At 49.6% G+C, this 24,212-nt stretch carries 22 protein-coding genes; 9 read left to right on the forward strand and 13 right to left on the reverse strand.

From position 1 onward, the window contains the following. Positions 1-12: 12 nt before the first annotated feature. The gene (locus tag A10D4_RS07925) at positions 13-1,230 is read right to left on the reverse strand and encodes an SLC13 family permease (RefSeq protein ID WP_008488836.1); all 1,218 of its coding nucleotides are present in this window, start codon (positions 1,228-1,230) and stop codon (positions 13-15) included. Between the two features lie 136 nt (positions 1,231-1,366). Between A10D4_RS07925 and A10D4_RS07930 the strand changes: the two genes are divergently transcribed. From A10D4_RS07930 to A10D4_RS07940, 3 genes are all read left to right on the forward strand, one after another. Further along, positions 1,367-2,521, forward strand: coding sequence for an alanine racemase (locus tag A10D4_RS07930; protein WP_008488837.1), 1,155 nt, complete (start codon positions 1,367-1,369; stop codon positions 2,519-2,521). Between the two features lie 120 nt (positions 2,522-2,641). Continuing rightward, positions 2,642-3,622 (forward strand): zinc-binding dehydrogenase, encoded by a 981-nt coding sequence (locus A10D4_RS07935; protein ID WP_202801436.1) that lies wholly within the window; start codon positions 2,642-2,644, stop codon positions 3,620-3,622. A gap of 55 nt (positions 3,623-3,677) precedes the next feature. After that, positions 3,678-4,409, forward strand: a complete 732-nt coding sequence (locus A10D4_RS07940) for a MauE/DoxX family redox-associated membrane protein (RefSeq protein ID WP_008488839.1) — start codon at positions 3,678-3,680, stop codon at positions 4,407-4,409. On the opposite strand, the gene A10D4_RS07945 is transcribed toward A10D4_RS07940, so the two are convergent. The 6 genes from A10D4_RS07945 to rpmH are packed head-to-tail and all read right to left on the reverse strand — an operon-like array spanning position 4,393 to position 8,899. Continuing rightward, complete coding sequence (locus A10D4_RS07945; RefSeq protein WP_008488840.1) at positions 4,393-5,055, reverse strand: HD domain-containing protein; 663 nt, start codon at positions 5,053-5,055, stop codon at positions 4,393-4,395. The genes A10D4_RS07940 and A10D4_RS07945 overlap by 17 nt on opposite strands. A 24-nt stretch (positions 5,056-5,079) precedes the next feature. Then, positions 5,080-6,450 carry a tRNA uridine-5-carboxymethylaminomethyl(34) synthesis GTPase MnmE gene (gene mnmE / locus A10D4_RS07950; RefSeq protein WP_008488841.1) on the reverse strand — a complete coding sequence of 457 codons (1,371 nt, stop codon included), beginning with the start codon at positions 6,448-6,450 and terminating at the stop codon, positions 5,080-5,082. A gap of 34 nt (positions 6,451-6,484) precedes the next feature. Then, entirely contained in the window at positions 6,485-8,167 is a 1,683-nt protein-coding gene (gene yidC, locus A10D4_RS07955; protein WP_008488844.1) for a membrane protein insertase YidC, read from the reverse strand. Beyond that, on the reverse strand, positions 8,164-8,424 hold the full coding sequence (yidD, locus tag A10D4_RS13870; protein ID WP_008488845.1) for a membrane protein insertion efficiency factor YidD: 261 nt from the start codon (positions 8,422-8,424) through the stop codon (positions 8,164-8,166). The genes yidC and yidD overlap by 4 nt, the downstream gene beginning before the upstream one ends. After that, positions 8,358-8,750: a ribonuclease P protein component gene (gene rnpA, locus A10D4_RS07960; RefSeq protein WP_040502769.1), complete on the reverse strand. Its 393-nt coding sequence runs from the start codon at positions 8,748-8,750 to the stop codon at positions 8,358-8,360. Before rnpA ends, yidD begins: the two co-directional genes overlap by 67 nt. Before the next feature lie 14 nt (positions 8,751-8,764). Further along, entirely contained in the window at positions 8,765-8,899 is a 135-nt protein-coding gene (rpmH, locus tag A10D4_RS07965; RefSeq protein WP_008488847.1) for a 50S ribosomal protein L34, read from the reverse strand. Between the two features lie 412 nt (positions 8,900-9,311). On the opposite strand from rpmH, the gene dnaA reads away from it, so the two are divergent. Genes dnaA through gyrB form a run of 4 tightly spaced genes read left to right on the forward strand, consistent with a single transcriptional unit; the run spans position 9,312 to position 15,352 of the window. After that, complete coding sequence (dnaA, locus tag A10D4_RS07970; RefSeq protein WP_008488848.1) at positions 9,312-10,700, forward strand: chromosomal replication initiator protein DnaA; 1,389 nt, start codon at positions 9,312-9,314, stop codon at positions 10,698-10,700. A gap of 26 nt (positions 10,701-10,726) precedes the next feature. Beyond that, positions 10,727-11,827 carry a DNA polymerase III subunit beta gene (dnaN, locus tag A10D4_RS07975; protein WP_008488849.1) on the forward strand — a complete coding sequence of 367 codons (1,101 nt, stop codon included), beginning with the start codon at positions 10,727-10,729 and terminating at the stop codon, positions 11,825-11,827. After that, positions 11,827-12,915, forward strand: a complete 1,089-nt coding sequence (gene recF / locus A10D4_RS07980) for a DNA replication/repair protein RecF (protein WP_008488850.1) — start codon at positions 11,827-11,829, stop codon at positions 12,913-12,915. Before dnaN ends, recF begins: the two co-directional genes overlap by 1 nt. Positions 12,916-12,925: 10 nt before the next feature. Continuing rightward, positions 12,926-15,352 (forward strand): DNA topoisomerase (ATP-hydrolyzing) subunit B, encoded by a 2,427-nt coding sequence (gyrB, locus tag A10D4_RS07985; protein WP_008488851.1) that lies wholly within the window; start codon positions 12,926-12,928, stop codon positions 15,350-15,352. Positions 15,353-15,405: 53 nt separating this feature from the next. Here gyrB and A10D4_RS07990 read toward each other — a convergent pair whose 3' ends face one another. The 3 genes from A10D4_RS07990 to glyQ form a co-directional block, all read right to left on the reverse strand. Continuing rightward, the gene (locus tag A10D4_RS07990; RefSeq protein ID WP_008488852.1) at positions 15,406-16,050 is read right to left on the reverse strand and encodes a hypothetical protein; all 645 of its coding nucleotides are present in this window, start codon (positions 16,048-16,050) and stop codon (positions 15,406-15,408) included. A gap of 150 nt (positions 16,051-16,200) precedes the next feature. After that, a complete protein-coding gene (gene glyS, locus A10D4_RS07995; RefSeq protein WP_008488853.1) occupies positions 16,201-18,267 on the reverse strand; it encodes a glycine--tRNA ligase subunit beta in 2,067 nt (688 codons plus the stop codon). Continuing rightward, entirely contained in the window at positions 18,267-19,190 is a 924-nt protein-coding gene (gene glyQ, locus A10D4_RS08000; protein ID WP_008488855.1) for a glycine--tRNA ligase subunit alpha, read from the reverse strand. Before glyQ ends, glyS begins: the two co-directional genes overlap by 1 nt. A 107-nt stretch (positions 19,191-19,297) precedes the next feature. Between glyQ and A10D4_RS08005 the strand changes: the two genes are divergently transcribed. Both A10D4_RS08005 and A10D4_RS08010 read left to right on the forward strand, forming a co-directional pair. Next, positions 19,298-19,897, forward strand: a complete 600-nt coding sequence (locus tag A10D4_RS08005; protein WP_008488857.1) for a DNA-3-methyladenine glycosylase I — start codon at positions 19,298-19,300, stop codon at positions 19,895-19,897. Between the two features lie 71 nt (positions 19,898-19,968). Then, complete coding sequence (locus A10D4_RS08010) at positions 19,969-20,451, forward strand: GNAT family N-acetyltransferase (protein ID WP_008488858.1); 483 nt, start codon at positions 19,969-19,971, stop codon at positions 20,449-20,451. 13 nt (positions 20,452-20,464) lie between these two features. Here A10D4_RS08010 and tusA read toward each other — a convergent pair whose 3' ends face one another. The 3 genes from tusA to fadB all read right to left on the reverse strand — a co-directional run bounded on the left by tusA (position 20,465) and on the right by fadB (position 24,132). Continuing rightward, positions 20,465-20,707: a sulfurtransferase TusA gene (gene tusA / locus A10D4_RS08015; RefSeq protein ID WP_008488859.1), complete on the reverse strand. Its 243-nt coding sequence runs from the start codon at positions 20,705-20,707 to the stop codon at positions 20,465-20,467. 96 nt (positions 20,708-20,803) lie between these two features. Further along, a complete protein-coding gene (gene fadA / locus A10D4_RS08020; protein WP_008488860.1) occupies positions 20,804-21,967 on the reverse strand; it encodes an acetyl-CoA C-acyltransferase FadA in 1,164 nt (387 codons plus the stop codon). Between the two features lie 26 nt (positions 21,968-21,993). Next, positions 21,994-24,132: a fatty acid oxidation complex subunit alpha FadB gene (gene fadB / locus A10D4_RS08025; RefSeq protein ID WP_008488861.1), complete on the reverse strand. Its 2,139-nt coding sequence runs from the start codon at positions 24,130-24,132 to the stop codon at positions 21,994-21,996. Positions 24,133-24,212: the final 80 nt, after the last annotated feature.

The following is a 24,212-nucleotide window of genomic DNA, read 5'->3' on the forward strand; positions in this document are numbered from 1 at the left end:
CCACAGTGGCTGTTAAAGAAGCAGTATGCCGCTGATTATTGCGGCAACAGTAACCGGTATACCCAGCGCGGCGAACTGCCTAAATCCAATGCTAATGCCGCGCTTTTTAGCAATTTCAACAACGATAATCGACGCTAACGAGCCCTGTAACAGCAGATTGCCAGCGACACTGCTGAAATAGGCGAGCAGGCTGGCTTGGCTGTGACTGAGATTATCAAGCACACTGAGTAGCAGAATGATGGCGGGCACGTTACCAATGGTGTTGCTCGCAACGACGCTAAAGCCAATGATGCCGTTCAACGAGTCAATACTGCCCTGCAGCCAATTCACCACTGTCTGGTTATGGTTATCACTGAGCAAGGCGGTACTTACGGTGTGGGTTAAAACAAATAGGCTAGCGATTAGCACCAGTAGTGGAATATTCGCTTGCTTTAGTACGGCTATGCGGTTTCGAGGCATGCTCAGCAACAGCAGTGCTAAACAGATTAACGATAGTCGTTGTAATGCTTGAGGCCACAGCCAACTGGTTAATGTCATACTGGAAATAACGGTTATAGCAACGGCTAACGTCAGCCATTGTTGATATGACCAGCGTGCTTTTAGCGGTTCTGCTGGCCTGTCTGTGTGTTGCGGTGACTGTAAGTTGCGATATTTCAATAAAACGATGATGACGAACGCTAGCACTAAACTGAGGATTGCTGCGGCTAAGCTTTGCTGCAAATGTTGGGCTTGGCTTAAGCCACTATGGCTGGCCAGAATGATGTTTTGTGGATTACCTAAGATGCTAGCGGCGGAACCGATGTTAGATGCTAAGGCTAAGCCTATCAGTAGGGTCGCGCTATAGGATTGACGGGGTAGTAATAGCAGTAGAGGTGCTAGTAAGGCAACCACAACGTCGTTAATCATGACCATGCTGAGCAGCGCACAACTGAGCATAACCAAACCGAGTAAGGCTAACGGATGTAGCAAGACCAGCCGGCTTGATTGCGAGGTAGCACCACGCAGTTGCGCAAGGTTAGCACCGACTAATAAGAACACCGCCATGATCAACAACGTTTGGCTATCAATGTAAGCAAACGCTTGTGCCGGAGTAATGCCTTCGATTAACGCACAGGCAATGGCAGCGGCAGTAGTTGTGCGTGTACGACCGATTTGCGTGAATGGTAGTGAGCCGCGAGCTAATACCCAAATAACCAATAAGCTGATAATCAGAATGGAAATGTCGGACATAAGTGCTGCTGGTTTGTTGTCGGTGATGTTGGCGAGGTAAGCTATGTTACAACGTTAACTGAATGCTTATCTAGCGAAAAGCGCAAGAGCAGGATCAATGCGAGAGACGTCGGTGCGGCTCAGTCAGGAGAGGTAAATGACCAAAATTTCATCGTTAGCATTAGTCGAAAAGCCCGATACGCCGTTCTTGGCCATCGATAAAAATGTCATGTTACGCAATATTGAGCGCATGCGTAAACACATTGGCTCACGTAGCGACTCGGTCACAATACGGCCACACTTCAAAACCCTGCGCACGCTCGATGCTGCGCCTTATTTGCTAAGCGACCAATCGCAACCCATCACCGTGTCCACCTTAAAAGAAGCCGAAGTGTTGGCCGCTGTTGGCTATAGCAATATGACCTATGCCGTCGGTATTGCTGCGCACAAGCTGCCGCGAGTACAAGCCTTGCTGGCGCAAGGGGTCGATTGTCGCATCATTTTGGATAATCAGGCGCAAGTCACAGCGGTTAATGATTTTTGCCAACAAACTCAGTGCACCATAGCAGTCATGATCGAGCTGGATTGCGATGGCCACCGTGGTGGTATTCGAGCCGATGACGCTGAATTAATTACCCTTGCCCGACAATTGCAAGACGGTGCTGCTGAGTTTCGGGGTGTGCTGACCCATGCCGGCGAGTCCTATCATTGTCATGACGCGCAGCAGTTGCGGCAAGCGGCGCAAGCAGAGGTAGACGCAGCACGACTGGCAAGTCAGCGTTTGCGTGATCAAGGTATTGCTTGTGCCGAAGTTAGCGTGGGTTCGACACCGACGGCGTTGAGCGATGTCGACTTACGCGGTATCAGCGAAGTTCGCGCTGGAGTTTATACGCTGTTTGATTTGGTCATGTACGGTATTGGTGTATGCCAGTTAGCAGATATCGCAGCACGCGTGGTGACGACAGTGATCGGACATAATGCTGAGCGCGGTTGGTTGCTTACCGATGCTGGTTGGATGGCGCTGTCGTCTGACCGAGGTAGTGCTGCAACGTGGCAAGATCACGGCTATGGGCTCGTTGCTGATAGTGCCGGTAACCTATTGCAGGGCTTACAGGTGAGTCAGGCTAATCAAGAGCACGGTGTGATCACCAGAACCGATGGTAAACCGCTGAATATTGAAGATTTCGCTATCGGTACACGGCTACAAATTTTGCCGAACCACGCATGCGCCACGATGGCTATGCATGACCACTATCAAGTATTCGATGATCAAAATCGGCATCAGATTTGGTCGCGAATACGCGGTTGGTAATAAGCACTAACTAAGTTGCTGTTTGTTTACCGGCATCAGGTGATTTTTACACGCCAAGACTGCACCAAATTCGGTCTCTTCGCGTAGCTAATAATATCCTATTAAGTCATCACTGGAGTAATGATGCGTAGTGCAATTCATGAGAGTTTTGGAGAGCCGGCCGACGTCTTAACCTTGGCCGAGCGTGACAAACCGCAACCCGCTGGCAATCAAATTCGGGTAAAAATGACCTTAGCGCCGATTCATAACCACGATCTGTGGACGGTGCGCGGTAACTATGGTTATAAGCCGGAATTACCCGCCATCGGTGGTAGCGAGGCGGTAGGTGTTATTGATGCCGTTGGCACTGAAGTGCAGGGCTTAAAAGTGGGTCAAAGAGTCGCCATAGCGGGCGCGCATGGGACTTGGGCTGAGTATTTTGTTGGGCCTGCTAAAGCGGCGGTGCCGATGCCGGACGAGCTTGACGACGAGATCGCCGCACAGTTGATTGCGATGCCTTTGAGTGCACTGATGTTATTAGAGTTTTTAGCTGTCGATAGCGGGCAATGGGTGATTCAAAACGCCGCTAACGGTGCCGTCGGTAAAACTCTAGCAATGTTAGCCGCTGCGCGTGGCGTCAATGTCATTAACGTGGTACGCCGCGACGATGCTATCGACGAGTTACAGCAACTGGGTATTAAACACATCGTATCCACTGCAAACGACGACTGGCAGCAGCAGGTCAAAGATATTATGGGCGATGACCCGTTAACGGCTGCGGTCGATTCGGTCGGTGGTCGTGAAAGTGGCGAATTACTCAATTTGTTGGGTGAAAACGGTACCTTAGTGTCGTTTGGTTCGATGACCGGTGAGCCGATGACGCTAAGCTCAGGAGACGTTATCTTCAAACAGGCAGTAGTGAAAGGCTTCTGGGGCAGTAAAGTTAGCCAGAATACCAGCGCTGAGGACAAAAAGCGTTTGATCGGCGAATTAATACAACAGGCGACGCAAGGCAAGCTACAGTTACCGGTTGAGGCCATTTATGATTTGCATGAGGCAGCCAAAGCGGCTAAGCACGCCTTGCAAAAAGGCCGCCAAGGCAAAGTGTTGTTGAAAGCTTAAGTGCAAGCCAATAGACGGCATTGTTGAAACGACGACGAATATCCAGGAGGTCATGATGAGCAAGGTTGCTAAGCTATATCGGATGGTCACCGATGAACATATTTGTCCGTACGGATTACGCTCGAAGGACTTATTAAAACGCGAGGGGTATGAGGTCGAGGATCATCCGTTAACCTCGCGTGAACAGACCGACGAATTTAAAGCCAAACATGATGTTAAAACCACCCCACAAACCTTTATTGATGGTCAGCGCATTGGTGGCTACGACGAACTGCGCGAGTATTTTGGTAAAGGCGAAGCCGGTCAGACTGGCACCAGTTACACCCCAGTGATCGCCATTTTTTCGGTCGCCGCGCTACTCAGTCTCGCTTATCAATACGGTTTAGCGGCGGACTACCTATCAATTCGAACATTACTACTGTTCATTGCGTTTGCTATGACCTTGTTAGCAGTACAAAAGCTGCAAGACTTGTATAGCTTTACCACGTCCTTTATTACCTACGATTTATTGGCGATGAAGTGGCTGCGCTATGGCTATATTTATCCGTTTGTCGAGGCATACGTCGGCATCGGTATGCTGGCGCAACTACCGGCTTGGGCGGTGGCGCCGTTTGCGCTATTTATTGGTGTGGTCGGCGCGGTATCGGTGTTTAAAGCGGTTTATATTGATAAACGCGAGCTCAAGTGTGCCTGTGTTGGCGGTGACAGCAATGTGCCGCTGGGCTTTGTCTCGTTGTCAGAAAACCTGTTTATGATAGCCGGTGCGGTGATCATGTTGTTGTGGTGATTGATGCTGCGTCAGCAACCGCGATTTCGGTGCCCAGTTGTTGCAGATAATCTTGCATAAAGGCTAGGCGCCTTTTCGCCTCTTGGCGCGCCGCATGAGTGTGCATTGCGTCAGGTAATCGAAATAGTTTGGTATAAAAATGGTCGAACGTGTAGTGCTTGTCATTCCATTCGCGTTCTTGCGCAAACGGGTCGTCGCCATGATAAAGTTCCACACCCATGCTACTACCGACTTGAATACACCGAGCGATACCGATAGCCCCTAATGCGTCTAAACGGTCCGCATCCTGTACAACTTTTGCCTCTAGGGTCTGGGGTGTGATACCGGCGCTGTAGCTATGTGCGGTAATGGCATGCGTAATTGCATCTAAATGAAGCTCGGGATAATTTATGCTTACCAGAAACTGACGTGCCTTTTGCGCCGCTAGCTGCGAACTTTTTGCTCGTTCCGGATGGTTTTTCGGTAATGAAAAACAATCGTGCAAATAGGCAGCAGGTACCACCACGGCCAAATTGGCGCTTTCATGACGTGCCAACTGTTTAGCATTACTGACCACACGGTTGATGTGTTGCGGGTCATGCGCTGGGTCGGCTGCCATTGTTGCCGCGATGAATTCAATCAATAGTGGTTCATACTTTGCGTACACTATGCACCTCTTTGATAACGGTTTTCACTTCCCGATACAAAAACTACCAAAGATCTTACCAAGCAGGTCGTCGGAGGTGAATTCGCCGGTGATTTCGTTGAGGTGCTGTTGGGTGAGGCGTAGTTCTTCGGCCAGCAGTTCGCCGGCGAGATTGAGGGTCAGTTGTTCTTGGCCTTGCAGCAGGTGTTGGCGGGCGCGGGCGAGGGCGTCTAAGTGGCGACGTCGCGCCATAAAACCGCCTTCGGTGGTGCCTTGGTAACCGACACAGTGTTTTAGGTGTTCGCGTAATAAATCGATACCACGACCAGTTTTCGCCGATAGGTGAAGGACGGGGACACCGCTGACACTATCCATCACCACCGGCTCTTCGCTTAAATCGGCTTTATTGCGAATAACGGTAATCGGAATATCGTCCGGTAAGCGCTCGACAAACTCAGGCCAAATATCGTGTGGATGGGTGGCGCGGGTGTCGTGGCTATCAACCACCATTAATACCCGGTCGGCTTGCCGAATTTCGTCCCAAGCGCGCGCAATACCGATTTGTTCGACTTCGTCGGGGCTATCGCGTAGGCCTGCAGTATCGATGATGTGTAACGGCATGCCTTCAATTTGAATATGCTCGCGCAGCACATCGCGGGTGGTGCCGGCGATGGCGGTAACAATGGCCGATTCACGCCCTGCTAGGGCATTCAATAACGACGACTTCCCGGCATTAGGGCGACCGGCAATAACCACCCGCATACCATCGCGCATTAACGTGCCTTGGCGGGCTTGTAAGTCGATTTCGTGCAGTTGGTCAATGATAGCATCTAAGTCACTGGCGACTTTGCCGTCGCTGAGAAAGTCGATTTCTTCGTCGGGAAAATCAATCGCCGCTTCGACATACATGCGTAGTTGAATCACCGCATCGACTAATTGGTCGATTTTGTATGAAAACTCGCCTTTAAGACTCTGCAATGCCGCACGGGCTGCCTGTTCGGAGGTGGTATCGATTAAGTCGGCAATGGCCTCGGCCTGGGTCAAGTCGAGCTTGTCGTTCATAAACGCGCGCTCGCTAAATTCGCCGGGTTTAGCCAAGCGTACGGAGGGAATAGCTAGCGCCGCTTTGATGATCATATCGATTAACACAGGACCGCCGTGCCCTTGTAACTCGAGCACGTCTTCACCGGTAAATGAATTAGGACCGGGAAAGAACAAAGCGATGCCCTCGTCAAGTAATTGGCCCTGGCTGTCGCGGAATGGCAAATACTCGGCATAACGAGGTTTGGGGCAGTGGCCGAGTAAGGCTTCGGCGACTTGGCGAGCCGCATCGCCGCTAACACGAACAATACCAACACCACCCCGACCGGGTGGTGTGGCTTGCGCTACGATACTGTCGTTGCTGCTGTCGTGCATAGTTTCCGTGCTAGGCCTTAGTTTTTACTATGAGTTACTTCTTCTTGCGATTACCGCGCACCATCAGGCCTTTTTTCTCTAGACCACGATAGATAATTTGCATTTGCGCAATGGTAATCAAGTTGCTGACTAACCAATAGAGTACCAGACCTGCTGGGAACCAGAGGAAGAATACGGTAAATACTACCGGCATATACGTCAGTAACTTCTGCTGCATAGGGTCAGCGGTCGGTGTCGGTTGCAGTCTTTGCATCACGAACATACTGATACCCATCAGAATCGGTAACACGTAGTACGGGTCTTTAGCCGATAAGTCGTTGATCCACAGGAACAGCGGCGAGTGGCGTAACTCCACACTTTCTAGCAGCACCCAATACAATGCTAAGAAGATAGGTAACTGTAACAACATCGGGAAGCAACCGCCGATCGGGTTAACTTTCTCTTCTTTGTACAGCTTCATCATCGCTTGCGACATTTTCTGTCGATCGTCACCGTAGCGCTCGCGTAGTGATTGCATTTTCGGCTGGATCATGCGCATTTTTGCCATCGACACGTATTGTGCTTTGGTCAAAGGGAACAACAACGCTTTGATGATGACGGTCGTCAATACGATGGCCAAACCCCAGTTCAAGACGATGCCATGCAAGAACTGTAGCAACTTAAATAATGGCTGTGCTAACCACCAAAGAATGCCGTAGTCGACGGTCAAATCTAAGTGTGGCGCGATTTCAGCCATGCTGTCTTGGTCTTTCGGACCCGCATAAAGTGTCGACACGAAGGTTTCGGTTTGACCCGGGGCAATGGTTTTGGCCGGCTCGATAATACCGATAACCGCTTGGTTGTTACTAGCGGTTTGGGTAAACAGGCGGTTTTCTTGGCTTTGACGCGGTATCCAAGCTGAGGCGAAATAATGCTCTAACATACCGGCCCAACCCTCGTTGGTGGTGATGTTCAGGCTGCGCTCTTTGATATCGTCAAAGGTGTACTTTTCGTACCGCTCATTATCAGACGAATACGCTGCACCGCGATAGGTCGGCATGACCATGCTGCCGCTGCCTTCGTTCATGCTTTGCTTAAGCTGGCCATAAAACTGCATGGTTTTGGCGCTATCGCTAGCATTGGTGACTTCATAAGCGACGTCGATGGCATAACTGTTGCGCGTAAAGGTGAACAGTTTTTTTATCGTTGAACCGTCGTCGGTGGTGAACGTCATCGGAATAGTCAAGCTATCGCCAGTAAGCGTGTACTCACTTTTCTCGGTAGAGAAGGTAGGGCGACCGCGATTGGAATCGGTACCATCGGCACCGATTAAGCCCGATTGAGCGATATAAACGTCACCCGCTTGATTGTGTAATAACTGAAACTTAGCGTCAGATTCTAACGAACGGCTAAATTGCATCAGTTCGGCGCTGATGATATCGCCGCCGCGGCGGTCGATAATGGCATCAAAAACGTCGGTTTGTACACGCACATAGCGATCACTATTGGCGCTGATATCGTTGTCGCTACCCGGCACGCTGCTACTGCTATTAGTAGCCGAAGGCACGCTGTCGCCGCCACTGGTGGCTCTAGGCATGTTGCTGTCGGTGCTGGTCGAAGTTTGGCTAGTTTGGTTCGCGCGTTCGGTGCCAGGCGCGGTTTCAACCATCCAGGTTTGATATAAGAAAAAGCTGACAACTAAAAACGCAATCAGCAATATCGAACGTGGCGAATTCATAATGTCTTCGTCTCTGTTGTTTGCTTGGGTGGAACCGGATCAAAGCCGCCGGGATGCCCCGGGTGACATTTGACGATACGTTTTACTGCTAACCAGCTTCCTCGTATCACTCCGTGAGTTTCTATCGCACTTATGGCATAGCTAGAACAGGTCGGATAGAACCGACAGCGAGGCCCCAAGAGCGGACTGATCAGCTTTTGGTAGACGCGGATGACTGCGATTGGTATTGCTCGCAGCGCCTGCTTAACTTTGACCATAACTTATCCAATAGTCGTCTGAGTTCGTCGTTGTTCAGGTCGGTAATACCTGATTTGGCGATGATGACAATATCGAAAGCGGGTATTTTATACTGTTTTAAGCGAAAAGACTCCCGTATCTGACGTTTTATTCGATTTCTATCGACAGCACGTTTCGCACGCTTTTTACCGATGACTACGCCAATGCGCGCTTGACCCTGTTGATTAGGGCTTGCCAGCATCGTCAATTGACTAGTAACGGCTTTAACAGGAGGATTGGAGAATACGGTTTGGAAGTGTGCAGGAGTCAGCAGACGTGACTCCCGCGAATAAGGATAGCTAGTCACTCAGCGAGTGCTGCTTAGGCGCTCAGTACTTTACGGCCTTTCGCACGACGACGTGCTAATACTTTGCGGCCGTTAGCGGTTGCCATACGAGCACGGAAGCCGTGAGTGCGCTTGCGTTTTAAAACGCTTGGTTGAAATGTTCTTTTCATAACGTTATCCGTCGGTCAGTTGTTAATCTTCACGCTGGCCGAGATTTGCCGAAGCTTACCAAACGTGATCGCCATTTAATTAAGAGCGCGGATATTAGCGATTTAGGCGATGAAAGTCAACGTCATTCAGCGTTAAAAACGATCATAATTGATCCGATGATTAGGCGCTGGCAGGACAATACTGATAAATGTTAAATATCCACAAAGTTGGCGCGTATTTTGATATGGGGTGTGGATAACGGGCGAAAAAGCATAAAGTACTGGATCGAAAACCAGTTGACAAAAGTATTTAAAACGGTTCCAGATAATTTGTAAAATCTTCGCTCCAGCCCCTAAAAAATCTAGAGATCGCGAACTTCATGCAGTACAATCAAATGAGGATAAAATAATCATAACGTGTTAGGAGAAGGGTGTGAATAATTCGCTTTGGCAACAATGCACAGAACGTTTGCAAGGTGAATTGTCGACGCAGCATTTTAACACCTGGATCCGGCCGCTACAGGCGGAGCAAAACGACGAAACCCTAGTCTTGTTTGCGCCCAACAGTTATGTCGTCGATTGGGTTAAAGATAAGTATCTGAATTTGATCAATGATTACTTGTCGGAGATCTGTGCCGATAAAGCTCCCAGTATTTCTTTACAGGTAGGGGGGATTTCCAGCGCTAGCCAAGCTACGGTGGGTCATGCCTCGATTAACAGCCAGGCGCGTAAGTCTCCTTGGGATCAAGCTGGATCGCGACAACACAGTCCGAGCACACCGACCGCAGTAGAAGCGACTTTTGAAAGTAATGTTCATCCTGAGTATACCTTTGACAACTTTGTTGAGGGTAAATCTAATCAGCTAGCTCGCGCCGCTGCCATTCAAGTGTCGGAAAACCCCGGCGGTGTTTATAACCCACTGTTTGTATACGGTGGCACGGGTTTAGGTAAGACCCACTTGTTGCATGCCGTCGGTAACGGCATTTTGGCGCACAAGAAAAACGCAAAAGTGTTTTATATGCGAGCCGAGCGTTTTGTTCAGGATATGGTTAACGCGATAAAGAATAACTCGATTAACGAGTTTAAGCGCTATTACCGCTCGGTCGATGCATTGTTAATCGACGATATTCATTTCTTTGCTAATAAAAAGGGTTCTCAAGAAGAATTCTTTCATACTTTCAATGCCTTACTCGAAGGCAATCAACAAATTATCATGACTAGCGACCTCTATCCGAAAGAAATTGAAGGTGTCGAGGACCGTTTGAAGTCGCGTTTCGGTTGGGGACTGACTATCGCTATAGAGCCACCCGAATTAGAAACGCGGGTGGCGATTTTGATTCGTAAGGCGCAAGAGCGCGGTTTGCAGTTACCTCACGAAGTGGCATTTTTTATCGCTAAACGTTTGCGTTCTAACGTGCGTGAATTAGAGGGTGCGTTAAATCGGGTTGCCGCTAATGTTAATTTGACCGGGCGTGCCATCACTATCGACTTTGTACGTGAAGCACTGCGCGATCTCATCGCTGCGCAAGAAAAGTTAGTTACCGTGGAAAATATTCAGAAGACGGTGGCTGAATACTACAATATCAAGATGGCTGACTTGCTGTCTAAACGACGCAGCCGCTCGGTAGCCAGACCGCGACAATTAGCGATGGCGTTAGCCAAAGAACTGACCAATCATAGTTTGCCAGAAATCGGCGATGCTTTTGGTGGCCGTGACCATACAACGGTTTTGCATGCGTGTCGTAAAATCCAAGAATTAAAAGACGCGCAACATGATATAAAAGAAGACTACAGAAATTTAATCAGGACGCTTTCGTCTTAATCGGACTGCGATAAGGGATCGTGCACATGAAATTTTCCATCAGCCGTGATGCGTTTTTGAAGCCTCTGCAAGTGGTTAGCGGGGCCGTGGAACGTCGACATACACTACCTATTTTAGCCAATGTCTTGATTCGTGCTGAGCAGGATCAGATCCGTTTGACCGGGACCGATTTAGAGGTCGAGCTGGTTTCTACGGTTACCAGTGGCGCCACCGAGCCGGGCAATATTACCGTACCGGCAAAAAAGCTACTGGATATCATCCGTAGCTTACCTGATGGTGCGCCTATTGAGTTTTCTGCGTCGGAGGAGCGAGCCACTATCCGCAGTGGGCGCAGTCGTTTTACGTTAAGCACTTTACCCGCCGCTGACTTTCCCAATATTGAAGATTGGGAGAGTGATATTAATTTGGTGATAGAGCAGGGTGTACTGAAATCGGTAATGGAACGCACGCATTTTTCTATGGCTAATCAAGATGTGCGTTATTATTTGAATGGCATGTTGTTTGAGACCGATAGCGCGCTGCTACGTACGGTCGCCACCGACGGCCACCGTTTGGCGATGAGTAGTTGTTCATTAGGGCAAACTAATGTGCCGCAGCGGCAAGTGATTGTACCGCGTAAAGGTGTGATGGAATTGTTGCGCTTACTAGACGATAGCGATGCTGAAGCGACGCTGGCGATTGGTAACAATCACATTCGCATTGAAACCGGTGGTTTATCGTTTACCAGTAAATTGGTTGATGGGCGTTTTCCTGACTATCGCCGAGTGTTGCCTTCGGGCGGTGATAAGGTGGTGTTGGCAGACCGAGATTTGTTACGTCAGGCTTTTGTACGTGCGTCAATTTTGTCGAATGAGAAGTTTCGTGGTGTGCGTTTAAATCTAGCCTCGGGTGAGCTGTGTATTACGGCTAATAACCCAGAACAAGAGCAAGCCGAAGAAGTGATCGAAGTCGACTATCAGGGTGACTCGTTGGAAATCGGTTTTAACGTCAGCTATTTGCTCGATGTGCTCAATAATATTGAGAGTGAGCAAGTTCGTATTACGTTAGCTGATTCGAATAGTAGTGCTCTGGTCGAGAGCACGCTGGACGATTCGTCGTTATACGTTGTGATGCCAATGCGCCTTTAATGGTTATTAACGAACTTTCACTGACTCAGTTTCGGAATTTCGAAACCCAATCGTTGGCCCCACATGCTGGGGTCAATTTGATCTACGGGGATAACGGTTCCGGTAAAACCTCGTTAATTGAGGCAATTTATTGTCTCGGCTTTGGTCGTTCATTTCGTCCTGGTAGCTTCAGGCAGTTAGTCCGTCATGGCGCGGATGCATTGACGTTGTTTGCCGTTTGTCATGATGAGCAGCAATCTCGTACCGATCGTATTGGCTTGCGTCGCACCTTGCAGGGCGACTTACAGCTCAGAATCAATCGTGAAGATGAAAAGCGCTTTGCGGCGATAGCTCGTTTAGTGCCTGTCCAATTGATGACGCCAGAAAGCATAGAATTGGTATTGGGTGGTCCCAAGTTCAGGCGACAATTTATCGATTGGGGTGTGTTCCACGTGGAACAACAGTTTTATCGAGACTGGCTATCTTTCTCTAAATTGTTGAAGCAACGAAACAGTTTGCTCAAGCAAAGACGTTGGCACAAAGAAGGTAAGTATTGGGACGACCAGCTTTCTCTATATGGTGAGCGAGTTAACACACATCGAGAGCAATACGTGATAGGCTTAGAGTCTGTCATTGATAAGGTGCTTTCGGTTTTTCTACCTGAATACGAATTTAAATTTGATTTGAAATCAGGTTGGGATAAAGGCTTGGGTTACGCTGAAGCTATACAAAAGCACCAAGAACAAGATCTCCGCTACGGACATACAACGGTGGGTCCTCACAAAGCGGAATTTCGCTTGTTAGCAAACGGCGAAGATGCCCGGAATTTGCTATCGCGTGGGCAGTTAAAGCTATTAGTAGCCGCGTTGAAATTGGTTCAGGGCAACTATTTTTATGAGAAGACCGGCCGTCGATGCATTTATTTAGTAGACGATCTGGCGGCCGAGTTGGACGCTCAGAATCAAGTTAAATTTAGCGATGCGTTGATGAAAACGGGTTCACAGGTTTTCGTTACTAGTATCTCCGCACAAGGTATAATGGCGGGTATCGATGCGGGTAACGCGAAGATGTTCCACGTGGAACACGGAAAATTAAAAGAAGATAATTGAGATTCAAACTATGGAAGATAATAACTACGGCTCATCCAGTATTAAGGTACTAAAAGGTTTAGACGCTGTTCGTAAACGACCTGGCATGTACATTGGTGATACAGATGATGGTACGGGGCTACATCACATGGTCTTCGAGGTCGTCGATAACTCTATCGATGAGGCTTTGGCGGGTCATTGCTCTGACATTATTGTCACCATTCATTCGGACGGTTCGGTTTCTGTTCGCGATGATGGTCGTGGTATTCCGGTAGATATTCACGAAGAAGAGGGGGTCTCGGCAGCGCAGGTCATCATGACCGTTCTTCATGCTGGCGGTAAGTTTGATGATAATTCATATAAAGTTTCTGGCGGCCTGCATGGAGTAGGTGTGTCGGTTGTTAACGCACTGTCTGATAAGCTGCGGTTGACCATCAAGCGTCAACAAAAGACTTGGCAGCAAATTTACAAGCTTGGTGAGCCAGAAGAAGAATTGAAGGCTATCGGCGATGCCGATAAGACCGGCACAGAAATTCGTTTTTGGCCAAGTCCAAAAATCTTCTCAGACGTTGAGTTTCATTACGACATCTTGGCAAAGCGTCTGCGTGAGCTGTCATTCCTAAACTCGGGTGTGTCGATTCGTTTAGTCGATGAACGCGATGAGCGTCAAGACCACTTTATGTATGAGGGCGGTATCTCTGCCTTCGTGAGCTATTTAAATAAGAGCAAAACGCCAATTCACGCCGATGTATTTCATTTCAATACCGAGCGTGAAGATGGTGTAGCGGTAGAAGTTTCGATGCAGTGGAACGACTCCTACCAAGAGAATATCTATTGCTATACCAACAATATTCCGCAGCGCGATGGTGGTACTCACTTAGCCGGTTTCCGTTCAGCATTAACTCGTACGCTGAACAACTATATGGAAAAAGAAGGCTACAATAAGAAGAACAAATCAAACTCATCGGCAACGGGTGATGATGCTCGTGAGGGTTTGACCGCGGTTATTTCGGTTAAGGTTCCAGATCCCAAATTCTCATCTCAAACCAAAGATAAGCTGGTTTCATCTGAGGTTAAGACCGCTGTTGAACAGGCCATGGGTGAGAAACTAGCTGATTACCTGTTAGAGAAGCCTAACGAAGCAAAGGTTATTGTTGGTAAAATCATGGATGCGGCACGAGCACGCGAAGCGGCTCGTAAAGCGCGTGAAATGACTCGCCGTAAAGGTGCGTTAGACCTGGCTGGTTTGCCGGGTAAATTGGCCGACTGCCAAGAAAAAGACCCAGCCCTCTCTGAACTTTATATTGTGGAGGGTGACTCGGCGGGCGGTTCTGCTAAACAGGGCCGTAATCGTAAAAACCAAGCTATCTTGCCATTGAAAGGTAAGATCCTGAACGTCGAAAAAGCTCGCTTTGATAAGATGTTGTCGTCGCAAGAGGTGGCTACACTGATCACGGCGATGGGCTGTGGTATCGGCCGTGATGAATACGATCCGGACAAAACCCGTTATCACCGCATCATTATTATGACCGATGCCGATGTTGATGGATCGCACATTCGTACATTGCTATTGACCTTTTTCTACCGTCAAATGCCTGAAATCATCGAGCGTGGTTATATCTATATTGCCCAGCCACCGTTATATAAGGTGAAAAAGGGTAAGCAAGAAACTTATATTAAAGATGACCCAGCCCTGATCGGTTACCTGACTAGCCTGGCCTTAGATAATGCCTCGCTGCATCCGAACCCAGATGCTCCGGGTGTATCGGGCGAGCATTTAGAAAAATTGGTTAACGGCTATCAAATGGCACAGGAAAATATTAAGCGTTTAAGCCGTCGTATTCCTGAGTCGTTCTTGCAGCGTCTGTTTTATGCGCCGCGTTTAACCGATGAGCGGTTAAAAGACGAGAGCTATATGCAGCAGTGGGCGGAGACATTAACCGCCGACTTAACCTCGCGCGAGGTCAACTCAGCCACCTATAGCATCAAAATTAATCGTGACGAAGAACGCGATTTATTCTTACCGCTAGTACGTGTTCGCCAGCACGGTCTGGATACCGATTATCCGTTAAGCTACGAGTTTTTGAACTCACGTGATTATGAGCAAATCGTCACGGTGGGTGATGAGATCAATGGCTTAATCGAACCCGAGGGTGGTTTGGTCAGACGTGGCGAGAAAGAGCAACCGGTAGCGCATTTTGTTGATGCGGTCGAATGGCTGATCAACGAGTCTAAACGAGGCTTGTATATTCAGCGCTATAAAGGGTTGGGTGAGATGAACCCTGATCAGTTATGGGAAACCACGATGGACCCTGAAACTCGTCGTATGCTGCGCGTAACCATCGAGGATGCCATCGGCGCCGACCAACTGTTCACGACCTTAATGGGTGACGATGTTGAGCCACGCCGCGCATTCATCGAAAATAACGCACTGAAAGTAGCAAACCTCGACGTCTAGTTATCGCCATTTACTGGCTAATACGAAAAAGGGGCTACCCGCTGGGTAGATCCTTAATTAGGCGAGCAGCTACTGCCACATCCCGCACAACGACTACCGCAGCATTTCAGCATTCTCCCTGAGTTATCGGCACAGAGAACACTACAGCAACTTTTCTCATCACCGCCTATGCTAATAGCACCATCACCGAATGTTTGGTAATCGCTAGATGTGTCCTTTTCACAGGTGTTGATATCAGTTTCTATATCAACGGGTTTAGCCACGAACTCGATATAGCCATCGTCACCGGTACTTAACGATACGGTCTGATTCAGTTTTGCTAAGGCTTCCACATCATTAATAATTACCCAGCGACGGCTTTTCTTATCCCATTGTAATACTTGAGTTTTAACGAAGAACTCTTGGTCGCTTTTGGTGCCAGTCATTAATCTTAATTCGACAGTGGGAAAGGGGCTGTCGTTAGGTTCTACAAAGGTGACAGTCGCCTCTTTGCCAGCCACGACGGTGACGGTTGGGTCGAATATTCGACCGTCATTCATCACGATTTTAGCTGCTACCTCAAAGCCATCACGTTGCATCGTTGTGCTGCCTGTTTCTTTGGCGTAGCCTATCTGACTCCATAACAATTGCCCTGTCGATAACAGTAGCGCTACACACAGACATTGTTGAAATCGTTTAAAAAGAGGAAGGTCAAACATAGGGCTAGCTCCTTTCGTTGGTGAACGAATATGAGCATAGCAAAGGCCATCGTTAGCGATTATTTATGGTACAAACACAACGATAGTGTCGACTAACGGCCATTAAAAAGGCCGCACTGGTGCGGCCTTAAACGGGTAAGCGAAGCGCGATTACTGTAATAGCGAAATATCGGCAATTTGCAGGAAGGCTTGCCGCAATTGATTTAACAAGGCCTGGCGATTCTGACGAATCGCGGCGTCGTCATCGTTAACCATGACGTTGTCAAAAAACGCATCAATACTATCACGTAGCTCAGCCAGCGCCTTCAACGCGACCGTGTAGTTGCCCGCGGCCACTGCAGGGGTCACTATCGCCTCAACCGCCGTTAATTGTTCGGCTAGATGCTTTTCTTGTGGCGCAACCAACAATTGACTATCGACTTGTTGCGGTAACTCGCCGTCAAGCTTCGCTAGAATGTTGCTGACGCGTTTATTCGCAGCAGCTAAGCTAGCAGCTTGCTCCAAGCCTCTAAACTCGCTCACGGCTCTCACTCGCGCATCAATGTCTGCTGGGCGTGTCGGACGGTTTGCTAGTACCGCCTGAATTACGTCAACCGCGATACCTTGTTCCTGATACCAGGGACGGCAACGACTCAAGACAAACTCGACCACTTGCTCAACGGTATCCTTATTGGTCAAGCGTTCGCCAAAACCGTCGCGTGCGTCTTGTACTAAATCCCGCAAATCTAAAGCCAGCGGTGTTTCGGCGATAATGCGCAACAGCCCAATAGCCGCCCGACGTAGCGCAAAGGGGTCGCGGTCACCTTTAGGCACCTGACCGATGCCAAAAATACCGACTAGCGTATCCAATTTATCGGCTAAGGCGACCGCCGCACCGGCGGCGCTAGTGGGCAGCACATCGCCGGAAAAGCGCGGTAGATAATGCTCGTAAATAGCGCTAGCAACCGCTTCGCCTTCGCCATCATGACGAGCGTAGTGCATACCCATCACGCCTTGGGTCTCTGGAAACTCAGACACCATTTGCGTGGCTAAATCGGCCTTCGCCAGTAACCCTGCGCGTGTTGCCACACTGGCATCGGTCTGCATACGAGAGGCAATCTTTCCCGCCAGCGCACTAATGCGTTCGCATTTGTCGGCCATCGAGCCCAATTGCTTCTGGAACAGAACATTAGCTAAGTCTTGCAAACGGCTTTCTAGACGATGTTTTTTATCGCTATTAAAAAAGAACTGAGCGTCGGCTAGGCGTGGTGTAACAACGCGTTCGTTACCCGCAATAATTTGGCTGGCATCGTGACTCTCAATATTGGTCACGAAGATAAAGCGCGGTAGCAACTGACCGTTCTCGTCTTCTAACGGAAAGTAACGTTGGTCGTCCTTCATAGTAACAATCAACGGTTCTTTCGGTACATCAAGAAAGTCCTTCGAGAAGCTGGCATCTAACACTACCGGCCACTCCACCAGCGCGGTGACTTCTTCCAACAACTCGGCGTCGGGCGCAATTCGACCTGCTAACTCGGCGGCTCGCGCGGCGATAGCGTCGGCAATCTTTTTTTGCCGTTTAGCAAAGTCGGCAATCACATAGGCATCGTGTAAGGCCGTCTCGTAATCATCGGCATGTTGCAGTTCAAAACCTTGCGGGCTATGAAAACGATGGCCTTGAATATGACGTGCGCTAGCGATACCAAGCGCTGTACCAGCGATCAACTGGTCGCCGTACAGCAGCGTATAGGTATGGACGGGACGAATAAACTGGGCGTCGCTATCACCCCAGCGCATCGGCTTGGGGATCGGCAGTTGTTTCAGCGCTTGCTCGACAATCTCAGGCAATAGCTCAGACAACGTTTGACCTTTCACTTCAGCTTTGTGAAGTAACCACTCACCTTTGTCGGAGCTCAGGCGTTCTGCTTGGTCGACAGTAATACCCTTGGAGCGAGCCCAACCTTCAGCGGCCTTTGTCGGCTTGCCCTCGGCATCAAAAGCGACGTCGACTGACGGGCCGCGTTTCTCGACAACTTTATCGGCCTGCTGCTCGGCTAATGATTCGATGTAAACGGCTAAGCGGCGCGGCGTAGCATAGGGTTTAACTTGGCCATGTGTTAACTCAGCCTGTTGCAAGCCACTGACGACCGCGTTGCTGAAACTCTCGCTTAACTGTTTTAGTGCTTTCGGTGGCAGCTCTTCGGTGCCCAGCTCGATCAATAAATTCTGTTGGCGCATCAGTCAACTCCTTTGGTCGTCGCGGCGTTACCACACAGTGGAAAACCCAAGCCTTCACGGGCGGCATAATAGGCTTCGGCACAAGCCTTGGCCATGGTTCTGACGCGCAAGATATAACGCTGCCGTTCTGTTACCGAAATGGCATGCCGAGCATCAAGCAAGTTAAAGGCATGTGAGGCCTTCATCACTTGTTCGTAAGCCGGTAATGGGAGGTTCTTTTCAATCAGCAGTTGGCACTCTTTCTCGCACTCGTCAAAGCGACCAAAAAGCACGTCGACGGCGGCGTATTCAAAGTTATAAGTGGACTGCTCAACTTCGTTCTGATGAAACACGTCACCGTATAAAATTTTGCCCCGAGGACCGTCGGTCCAGACTAAATCGTAGATGCTATCGACGCCCTGAATATACATCGCTAAGCGTTCCAGACCGTAGGTGATTTCGCCAGCGACGGGCTTACACTCCAAGCCACCCACCTGTTGGAAGTAAGTGAATTGTGTCACTTCCATACCGTTTAACCAGATCTCCCAGCCTAAGCCCCAAGCGCCCAGAGTGGGGGATTCCCAGTTGTCTTCTACAAAGCGAATATCGTGCACCAACGGATCAAAGCCGAGTAGCTTTAACGAGCCCAAGTAAAGCTCCTGAATATTCTCGGGAGAGGGCTTTAACATCACCTGAAACTGATAATAATGTTGTAAGCGATTCGGGTTTTCGCCGTAGCGACCATCGGTCGGCCGGCGACAGGGCTGTACATAGGCAAAACTGGCCGGTTCGGGGCCAATCGCACGCAAGAAGGTCATCGGATGAAAGGTACCAGCGCCGACTTCCATATCTAACGGTTGTACTACGGCACAGCCTTGCTGCGCCCAATAATCTTGGAGGGCTAAAATGAGACCCTGAAAGGTTTTGACATCGTATTTGGCCATTGCTAAATCTCGATTTTTCCGGTGAAACGGCAATTTGGCGTTGATTATAACCCTTGTGCGGCGTAGGTTATAGGGCTAAACCCCGATTCATCAGATTTGTTGCCAGAATGTCACAAGATCACCTTAGTCGCTGTGGTTGGTGCGGTGATAGCGCCGATTATCAGGCTTATCACGACCACGTTTGGGGACGGCCAGTAGCCGCTAGCCAAGAGCTATTTGAGAAGCTCTGCTTAGATGGTCAACAGGCAGGTTTAAGTTGGATAACCATTTTGCGTAAGCAGCAGGGATACCGCGACGCCTATTGCCAGTTTGACCCGGCCGCCATCGTTCAGATGCCCAATCAGCAACGAGAAAAGCTCATTGAAAACCCTGAAATCATTCGTAATAAATTGAAAATAAAATCAATTTTTCAGAATGCTGAAGCCTATTTGCGGTTGCAGGACGAGGGTATCGACTTTAATCAGTACCTTTGGTCATTTAGCGATGGTCAGCCGCGGATTCATCGCTGGCAGCAACTGAGTCAGGTGCCAGTCTATGACGATGTTGCTGAAAAGATGTCTAAGGCATTGAAAAAAAGAGGCTTTAACTTCGTGGGACCGACCATCTGTTACGCTTTTATGCAAGCGGTAGGAATGGTTAACGACCACTTAGTCGATTGTCATTGTTATGCCGATGTGTGTCAGCAGGCAGAACAGTTTACCCTGTAGAGTCCGTCATCACATTGCTTTAAAATGCTCAGCACCATTACTCTCAATCAACCAGAACAGCGATAGTAACCATGATAGAAATTGTTCTTGCCGATTATCAAAATCCCCGTCACCGTCAAGCGCTTACTGCCATGCTAGATGATTATGCGCGGGATCCGATGGGCGGTGGTGAGCCTATTAGTGACGACGTTCGTGAGCGTTTAGTGGATGAAATGGCCAAGCGTGAGCATGTCTTTTCTTTACTGGCGTTTGACGACAATCAAGCGGTAGCTATTGCTAATTGTGTCGAGGGCTTCTCGACTTTTGCTGCGGCGCCGGTGATGAATATTCATGATATTGCGGTGGTTAAAACGCATCGTGGACAAGGGATTGCACAACGTTTGTTAAGCGAAGTACGTACTCTGGCGGAGTTCCGTGGTTGCTGCAAATTAACGTTGGAGGTGCTGGCCGGTAATGAAGTGGCGAAAAGTGCTTACCAACGCTTTGGTTTTAAACCGTATCAACTCGACGACGCTTACGGCCGCGCCGAGTTTTGGCAGTGTTATTTGAATTAGCCAGTCCTGATGATCATGCCAAGCCCTTACGAATGACGTAGCGGTACGGCGGGTGCGCTGTGGCAGAGAATTCCAAGCGGTGGTCCATGAAGCGACAAAAGCTAGGAATGTCGCGTGTAGTGGCTGGATCGTCGGCGATAATCTCTAAACTATCGCCGTCTTGCATTTGCCGTATTTTCAAACGGATCATCATTACCGGCTCGGGGCAGCGTAGGCCTAAGGTATCTAATTGTTCGTCCGCCGCTTGCGTAAACATCGCTGAAAACCTTTCTTTATCGAATAAAAAAGCCGCTCCGGCAAAAACGCGGGAGCGGCTGGCGATTTTTTCGGCAAAGGTGACGCTATGGAGTCATTATACGCGCTCAAACACCGTCGCAATGCCCTGACCTAAGCCGATACACATGGTGGCTAAGCCCAAGCTGGCGTCACGCTCTTCCATCAAGTTGATCAGCGTGGTCGAAATACGCGCGCCAGAACAGCCCAGTGGGTGACCCAGAGCAATGGCGCCACCATTTAAATTGACCTTATCGTCAGCCTTATCCAACAAGTCGAGCGCCTTCAGTACTGGCAGCGATTGTGCGGCAAAGGCCTCGTTCAGCTCGACTAAATCGATGTCGTTGATACTCAGGCCGGCACGTTTGAGTGCTTTTTGCGTTGCTGGCACTGGGCCATAACCCATGATTGACGGGTCACAGCCAGCCACGGCCATCGAGCGAATACGTACGCGCGGCGTTAAACCCAGCGCCTTGGCCTTATCAGCGGTCATGATCAACACCGCTGCAGCACCATCAGATAGCGCCGACGAAGTGCCAGCCGTCACCGTACCATTGGCTGGATCAAACACCGGCCGCAAGGCTGCTAATGACTCTGCCGTGGTTTCTGGACGGATAACTTCGTCGCTGGTGACGCGATGTAATATGCCGTCAGCATCGTGACCGTTGATAGGCAGGATTTCTTTAGCAAAACGACCCTCTACGGTAGCTTTATGCGCTAACTGATGCGAACGTGCGCCAAAAGCGTCTTGTTGTTCGCGCGAGACACCGAACTTCCGTGCCAGTAATTCGGCGGTCATACCCATCATACCTGCCGCACGGGCTACCGATTTGTTCAAGCCTGGATGAAAATCCAGACCGTGGTCCATCGGCACGTGACCCATATGTTCGACGCCACCGGCAATAAAGATGTCGCCGTCACCATTATTAATGGCTCGCGCGGCATCATGAATAGCCTGCATTGACGAGCCGCATAGACGGTTAACGGTAACACCGGCAACATGATGTGGAATGCCCGCTAATAACGAGGCATTACGAGCGATATTAAAGCCTTGTTCTAAGGTTTGCTGAACGCAGCCCCAATAAATGTCTTCTAACTCGTTAACATCGACTTGTGGGTTACGACGCAGCAACCCTTTCATTAATTCTGCTGATAAATCTTCAGCGCGCACGTTGCGAAAAACGCCACCCTTAGAGCGGCCCATCGGTGTACGAATACAGTCTACGATTACGATATCTTTCATCATTAATCCTCCATCAAGCCTGGCACTTAGGCAAAGTATGAGCCACCAGACTTGGCTTTTTCGCGCAGCCCGTCGGTCACTTGATAAATTTCACCGAGGTGAGCGTATTGGTCGGCTAAGGCTACGAATTTGTCTAAGCCAAGCGTTTCTAGGTAACGGAACGGTCCACCACGGAATGGCGGAAAGCCGAGTCCGTACAGCATCGCCATATCGGCTTCGGCAGCTGAACCGACAATACCTTCCTCTAAGCAACGAATAGTTTCGTTAACCATCGGGATCATGCAACGCGCGATGATTTCGTCAGCCGACTTCTCGGTGCCGTCGATATTCAATAACTGATAGACGCTATCGTCTTTTTCTTTCGTTGGACGGCCTTTTTTATCGACGCCATACTGATAGAAGCCCTTGCCATTCTTTTGACCGTAGCGATCGGCGGCGGCCAACTTGGCAATGGCATTGTCTTCGTCACGAGGCATGCGGCTCGGAAAGCCCTCGGCCATCACCTTGGTACAATGATCGGCGGTATCAATACCGACGACGTCACTAAGGTAAGCAGGGCCCATAGGCCAGCCAAATTGTTTTTCCATGACTTTATCGATGGCAGCAAAATCGACGCCTTCTTTCAGCATGCCAGCAAAGCCCGCTAGGTAAGGGAACAGCACGCGATTAACCAAAAAGCCGGGGCAATCGTTGACAACAATCGGGGTCTTGCCCAGTTTCAGCGCGTAAGCGACCACTGCTGCCACGGTTTCGTCGGAGGTTTTCTCACCACGGATAATCTCTACCAAGGGCATTTTGTGCACCGGATTAAAAAAGTGCATACCGCAGAAGCGTGACGGATCGTTGAGATTCTTCGCTAAGGCATCGATAGAAATGGTCGAGGTATTCGACACAATGATAGCGTCATCGCCGACGGTCGCTTCGGTTTGCGCCAACACTTTGCCTTTTACGTTGGGATTTTCGACCACTGCCTCAACGACAATGTCGACACCTTTTAAGGCATCATCAAGTAAGGTCGGTGTGATAGACGATAACACTTTGATCATTTTGGCGTTATCGGCTTTACCGCGTTGTACTGCCTTAGATAGGATCTTACCGGCTTCTTTCATGCCCAGATCCAGGGCTTCTTGGCGAATATCTTTCATCACCACCGGTACGCCTTTATAGGCCGACTGATAAGCAATGCCGCCACCCATGATACCGGCGCCCAGCACTGCCGCGTGCTTAATTTCTTTGCTGGCCGCTTTGCTATATTTCTTAGCTTTACCCTTAACCGCCTGATCGGCCAAGAAAATGCCAACTTGTGCGCGACAGGCGTCGGTTTGAGTTAACTTAACAAAAGCCTCGTTTTCAGCTTTTAAAGCGCCTTCACGTTGTTGGCGGGCACCGTTTTCGATAGCCGCAATGGCGGCATGAGGCGCCGGATAATGTTTACCGGCCTTGGCCGCGACCATGCCTTTAGCGGTCGTCAGCGTCATCGTCAGTTCGGTATCGTTGGCTTGCAACGGTTGCAGTTTTGGCTCTCGCTTAGCGCGCCAATCAAGCTCACCCTCGGCCGCTTGCTTAGCGACTTTTAGGGCGGCTTCGGTTAATTTTTCTGGGGCGACGACGGCGTCGATAAAGCCCACTTTTTGAGCCTCTTCGGCGCTGTTATTCTTACCGGTGGTGATCCACTCTAAGGCATTGTCAGGGCCAATCACACGCGGTAAGCGCATGGTGCCGCCAAAGCCCGGGATCAGACCCAGTTTAACTTCTGGCAAGCCGACAGTAGCGCTGGTGTCGGCGACACGATAGTCACAGGCTAACAGTGTTTCGCAGCCGCCACCCAAAGCAAAGCCTTTAACCGCCGCTACCGTGGGTACCGGCAAGTCTTCTAATTGGTCGAACACGCGTGAGGCTTTGGCCACCCAGGTGGTGGTTTTGTCCAAGTCGGCAAATAACTTCAAGAACTCGGTAATATCGGCGCCGACAATAAAGGTTGGCTTACTTGAGGTGACGATAACTCCCTTAAGGGCGTCGGTATTTGCCAATTCTGTTAGCGCGGCACTGAATTCTTCTAAGGTCTTCTGGTCGAATTTATTGACCGAACCGTTGGCGTCGAACTGTAGTTCGGCGTAACCCGGCTCGATAAAATCAACCCGAAGGCTTTCACCTTGATAAATCATGTTGGGTCTCCCACGATTTCCAGTAGTTACTGGAGGTTACTGATTCTTTGTTAGCTTTCGGTTATGGTAGACAGAGTTTG

Source organism: Idiomarina xiamenensis 10-D-4 (assembly GCF_000299895.1).
Lineage (GTDB): Bacteria > Pseudomonadota > Gammaproteobacteria > Enterobacterales > Alteromonadaceae > Idiomarina > Idiomarina xiamenensis.